The organism is Microcystis sp. LSC13-02, from assembly GCA_002282935.1.
GTDB lineage: Bacteria > Cyanobacteriota > Cyanobacteriia > Cyanobacteriales > Microcystaceae > Microcystis.
Map to the genome: position 1 here is coordinate 1 of MTBT01000131.1, position 4524 is coordinate 4524.

At 47.5% G+C, this 4524-nt stretch carries 5 protein-coding genes; all 5 read left to right on the forward strand.

Features of this window, described 5'->3' with window-relative positions:
* The first annotated feature begins 87 nt into the window (after positions 1–87).
* The 5 genes from BGL89_RS08025 to BGL89_RS08045 all read left to right on the forward strand — a co-directional run bounded on the left by BGL89_RS08025 (position 88) and on the right by BGL89_RS08045 (position 4295).
* Complete coding sequence (locus tag BGL89_RS08025; RefSeq protein WP_286825268.1) at positions 88–831, forward strand: DUF561 domain-containing protein; 744 nt, start codon at positions 88–90, stop codon at positions 829–831.
* A gap of 252 nt (positions 832–1083) precedes the next feature.
* The gene (locus BGL89_RS08030; RefSeq protein WP_286825269.1) at positions 1084–2343 is read left to right on the forward strand and encodes a dihydrolipoamide acetyltransferase family protein; all 1260 of its coding nucleotides are present in this window, start codon (positions 1084–1086) and stop codon (positions 2341–2343) included.
* A gap of 264 nt (positions 2344–2607) precedes the next feature.
* Positions 2608–3555 (forward strand): PRC-barrel domain-containing protein, encoded by a 948-nt coding sequence (locus tag BGL89_RS08035; RefSeq protein ID WP_286825270.1) that lies wholly within the window; start codon positions 2608–2610, stop codon positions 3553–3555.
* A gap of 180 nt (positions 3556–3735) precedes the next feature.
* On the forward strand, positions 3736–3966 hold the full coding sequence (locus BGL89_RS08040) for a DUF433 domain-containing protein (protein WP_190496710.1): 231 nt from the start codon (positions 3736–3738) through the stop codon (positions 3964–3966).
* Complete coding sequence (locus tag BGL89_RS08045; RefSeq protein WP_286825271.1) at positions 3963–4295, forward strand: DUF5615 family PIN-like protein; 333 nt, start codon at positions 3963–3965, stop codon at positions 4293–4295. Before BGL89_RS08040 ends, BGL89_RS08045 begins: the two co-directional genes overlap by 4 nt.
* The last annotated feature ends 229 nt before the right edge of the window (positions 4296–4524 follow it).

A 4524-nucleotide genomic window follows, 5' to 3' on the forward strand; every position in this document is an offset into this window, starting at 1 on the left:
CACATTTTAGCATATATTTGGTAAATGCGCTAGTATTTAACGGTAAAGCCGTCGTGAAACGACGGGGTTTCAGACCCAAAATTTTCGATGATCAATTTTACCTTACAGCAAGCCTTCGCCCGTCGTCATGCCCTGAAAGTGATCAGTGGGTTAAATAATTTCGATCGCTCGCAGGTTCTCTCAGTAGTTAAAGCCGCTACCGCCGGAGGAGCAACTTTTGTCGATATTGCCGCTAATGCTGACCTAATTCGGGCGGTAAAAGCCTTGACAAATTTACCCGTGTGTGTATCGGCTGTCGAGCCAGAATTGTTGGTGATGGCAGTGGCGGCCGGGGCCGATTTAATTGAGATCGGTAATTTCGATAGTTTTTATGCTCAAGGACGCATTTTTGAGGCTGCGGAAGTTTTAGCCCTAACCCGTCAAACTCGCGACTTACTGCCCGAAATAACCCTGTCTGTGACAGTTCCCCATCTGCTGCCCCTCGATGAACAGGTGAGACTAGCGGAAGCTTTAGTTAGTCAGGGTGCTGACATTATTCAAACCGAAGGCGGCACTAGCAGTCAACCCCTTCACGCCGGTATTTTGGGACTGATTGAAAAAGCTGCCCCGACTCTAGCGGCAGCCCACGCTATTTCCCATGCGGTTAAGGTTCCCGTCCTCTGCGCTTCCGGTTTATCCATTGTCACCGCTCCTATGGCGATCGCTGCTGGAGCGGCCGGTATCGGTGTTGGTTCGGCGATCAATCAATTGGATAATGAAGTGGCTATGGTGGCAGCCGTGCGCGGTTTAGTCGAATCTCTGCAAGCACAACCTGTCCATGTTGGCAACTAGAACAATTTTTGTCTAGATACGACGGAGAAGGGGCTGTTTTCCCTTCTCTTTTTCCATCTGTAATCAGTTATCAGTTATCAGTTATCAGTTACCAGATGTGAGTTTTCAGTCAATAGTATTAAGTGACAAGTTCGGAGCTTGCTTTTCACTGATTACTGTTTACTGCTCACTGCTCACTGAAAAGCCCCACACCCCATCAACTGTGGTAAAATGCCCTATGGCTCAAAACATTAGAGATAGAAGCACTCCACCATGATTCGAGATATCTTCATGCCCGCGCTCAGTTCCACCATGACCGAAGGAAAAATAGTTTCTTGGGTGAAGTCCCCCGGGGAAAAAGTCAGCAAAGGGGAAACGGTGTTAGTGGTCGAATCCGACAAAGCCGACATGGACGTAGAATCGTTTTATGATGGCTATCTCGCTGTAATTTTAGTGGCAGCTGGCCAAGAAGCACCCGTAGGGGAAGCGATCGCCTATATTGCCGAAACTGAAGCGGAAATTGAACTTGCCAAAGCTCAGGGAAAAACCGCCGCCGCCGCCCCTAGCAAGCCCGTAGAGACCCCAGAAATCGCTCCGCCTCCCGTTTCGATCCCCGTCGCCGCCGTTAAAGATAATGGCCGTTTAGTCGCCTCTCCCAGGGCCAAAAAACTGGCTAAAGAATTAAAAGTGGAGCTGAAAACCCTAGTGGGTAGCGGTCCCCACGGACGAATTACCGCCGAAGACGTAGAAAAAGCGACAGGAAAAGTCAGCACCGTCCCCGCTCCCGTCATTACTCCCCCGCAACCCGTCAGCGTGCCTGTAGCGGCTCCTAAAGCCCCGATTCCGGCCAGCGCTCCAGTCGGCCGGACTGTTCCCCTCACCACTCTGCAAAAAGCCGTCGCTCAGAATATGTCGGTTAGCCTACAGGTTCCCACCTTCCAAGTGGGCTACACTATCACCACCGACCCACTGGATCAACTCTATCAACAGCTAAAATCCAAGGGTGTCACCATGACGGCCCTGTTAGCAAAAGCGGTAGCCAACACCCTCGCTAAACATCCTATAGTTAATGCCAGCTATAGCGACGCAGGAATCCAATACCACGGGGCGATTAACGTGGCCGTAGCCGTGGCTATGCCCGATGGTGGCTTAATTACGCCGGTTTTGCGCTCTGCTAACCAGATGGATATCTATTCCCTATCCCGCAGTTGGAAAGATTTAGTTGATCGCGCTCGCAGTAAACAACTGCAACCGGAAGAATACAATAGCGGTACTTTTACCATTTCTAATCTGGGAATGTTCGGAGTTGATCGCTTTACGGCTATCTTACCTCCCAACCAAGGTGCGATCCTGGCAGTGGGCGCTTCCCGTCCCCAAATCGTCGTCCACAATAATGGTTTATTCGGAGTGCAAAAACAGATGACGGTTAATCTCACCAGTGACCACCGAGTCATCTACGGGGCCGATGCAGCCTCCTTCCTGCAAGACTTGGCTAAACTGATCGAAACTGAGGTGCAGTCTTTAACTATGTAATCAGAATCTAGGCAGCAGGAGTCAAGGGAGTTTCTCTCTAGCTCCTGCTTTGTTGTTACTAAAAAAATGTAAAGAATTAGCTAAAATGGGTTTAACCTTATCTATCACCCAAAACTATCGCCCAAACAAGGCCAAAAAAAGTGTTAATCTCAGGGAACTTTAAGATCTAAGCTAATATCGGTAAATTAACCCTCAATTTCGACCTATATATTAAGCCTACAATAATTCGTATTCCCACGCCCTAACGCCTACCCATAGGAAAAAATGATCACAGAGAATAGTCGCTTACGTTCAGAATTTTTAAATACACAGGTTATCACTCGCAATACAGGCAAAAAACTCGGCGTTGTTAAAGATATCCTAGTAGATATCGATCAACGAGAAGTGGTTGCCCTCGGACTCCGCGATAATATCCTCTCCCTGTCGGGAATGCCCCAATATATGTATTTATCGAGCATCAGTCAGACAGGAGACGTGGTTCTCGTTGAAGATGATAACGTCTTGGAATCCGTCGATATCGATGCTTATACTCCCTTAATCGGTAGTGACGTGATCACGGAAACCGGCGAACCTTTAGGCAAAGTCCGCGATTATCAATTTGATCCCCTTAGTGGTCAATTACATTCCATTATCATCGCTTCCCTGGGATTGCCTCTTATCCCCGAACAATTGATCAGTACCTACGAAATTGCCATTGAAGAAGTGGTTAGCAGCGGTCCGAATCGCTTAATTGTCTTTGAAGGGGCCGAGGAACGTCTCACCCAAGTTAGTGTGGGAGTTTTGGAACGTTTGGGTATTGGTCGTCCCCCCTGGGAAAGAGAAGAAGAAGAAGCTTATTATACCCCCGCTGCTCGCCCGGAAAATCAGTTAGGTACGGGTATTCCCCTCCGCACTCCTGTGGAGTCAGCTAAACCCGTGGAAGAACGCTGGAGTGAAGACGAATGGGAAAAAGAACCCCTGCGGGCCAATCCCCCACCGCAAAAACGGGCCGAAGCTCGTTATTATGAGGAAGAATACGAGGAAGAAGAAGATAACTGGGGAGAGGCGCGGTTAGAACGCACAGAAAGCTTTTCTCGTCCTCAGTACGACGATTACGAGGATAAGGCCGAGGATGATATGTGGGATGATGACGTGGAACCGGATTACAATCCCCCCCGCATCAATATCACCGAGAAGAAAAAAGAAAGAATCCCCGAATACGAAGACGGTTAATCTTTGATCATCCCCCTATCCATTAGTTACATTTTTCTTAACATAAAATTTGACAAAAAGAGGAAAGTGTGCTAGGTGGCTCAAGGGGGTTCTCCGGGGGAACTAATTTGATCAGATAGTTTCCCAGTCTGGCTGTTAGCCTGCTCTAGACTTAGATGTATACAAATGCCTGTTCTTATTATGAGCTATCGCGACATCATTACGATTGAGCCTGATAAACGTGGTGGCAAGCCCTGTATCCGCAGGATGCGGATTACGGTCTATGATGTTTTGGGATGGTTAGCGGTTGGGATGTCTACCGCTGAAATCATTGACGACTTTCCAGAATTGACAGAAACCGACATTAGGGCCTGCTTGGAGTTTGCTGCTGATCGGGAACATCGTTTAGTTGCGTCGGTGAGTGCTGCTTGAAACTGCTGTTTGACCAAAACCTTAGCCGTAAGCTGGTCAATCGGTTAGCTGATATTTTTCCTGAGTCCAGTCACGTCCAATTCCACAACTTAGCTGAGAAAACAGATACTGAAATTTGGGAATTTGCTAAGTTCAACGACTTCTGCATAGTGACGCAAGATGCAGATTTCCCTGAAAGAAGTCGACTTTATGGTTCTCCACCCAAAGTTGTTTGGCTCCGATGTGGTAATGCACCAACTAGGGAGGTTGAAAATCTGATACGGTCTGGTGCTGAAGCAATTCAAGAACTTTTGAACGACTCTAGATTGCACTGCCTTGAGCTTCACTAGGTTTCCAGAAAAAAGTAAAGGGCAGTGTCAAGAGAAGCACTACCCAAATTATTTTTACCTATACCTATAACAGCTTTCTTATTACTGAGATTCTGATTGCTTACGAGCAAACTCTACTCCTTTATAGAGTCCATTTGGTATAGCAAAGACCAAGGTGCTTAGGACAATCCATCGCTGAAACCCTGTTCAGATAAGAGTTTGAAAATTGAAAGCGTCCTAAATAACCCAT

Coding starts and splice junctions, on each gene's coding strand:
- BGL89_RS08025 (WP_286825268.1), top strand. CDS start 88: ATGATCAATTTTACCTTACAGCAAGCCTTCGCCCGTCGTCATGCCCTG.
- BGL89_RS08030 (WP_286825269.1), top strand. CDS start 1,084: ATGATTCGAGATATCTTCATGCCCGCGCTCAGTTCCACCATGACCGAA.
- BGL89_RS08035 (WP_286825270.1), top strand. CDS start 2,608: ATGATCACAGAGAATAGTCGCTTACGTTCAGAATTTTTAAATACACAG.
- BGL89_RS08040 (WP_190496710.1), top strand. CDS start 3,736: ATGAGCTATCGCGACATCATTACGATTGAGCCTGATAAACGTGGTGGC.